The sequence below is a fragment of the Vibrio sp. 10N.261.51.A3 genome, from assembly GCF_041471965.1.
GTDB classification, from domain to species: Bacteria; Pseudomonadota; Gammaproteobacteria; order Enterobacterales; family Vibrionaceae; genus Vibrio; species Vibrio crassostreae_C.
Genome location: NZ_JBFRPK010000152.1, coordinates 1 through 357, shown reverse-complemented (window position 1 = coordinate 357; position 357 = coordinate 1). Strand labels below are relative to the sequence as shown.

The window sequence follows — 357 nt, the reverse complement described above, 5'->3', positions numbered from 1 at the left end:
GAGGTGATGATATCACCTCTAACTAAGTGACCAAATTCAGCGTACCACTACACTTCGATATTTCTTTCTTATAGAAGCAATAATATTTTTTAACGCGTATAAGCTAAACTCTTCGTCAAAGTGTAATTTAAAAGATTCTTCAACATCTCGTGCAGATTGAGGGTTTGATATTGACGAGTGTTCAATAAGGTATTTGAAAACAAAACTCTCTTTACTATTAAGAGTTTCCTCTGATATCTTATTACTGTCTCTTTTTATGTATATTTTTTCTTCATTGTAGATTAGTTGCAAGCTCTCATTATTGTTATTTATATTGAAAGAACAGTGCATAGCTTAACCAGGGCAAGATCATGAAAA

Annotated in this window: 1 pseudogene; it reads right to left on the bottom strand. The window is 31.7% G+C overall.

Annotation, left to right across the window (positions count from 1 at the left end):
* Positions 1 to 48: 48 nt before the first annotated feature.
* A pseudogene (locus AB4371_RS22310) lies at positions 49 to 330 on the bottom strand (EAL domain-containing protein); the annotation flags it as partial.
* Positions 331 to 357 lie beyond the last annotated feature (27 nt).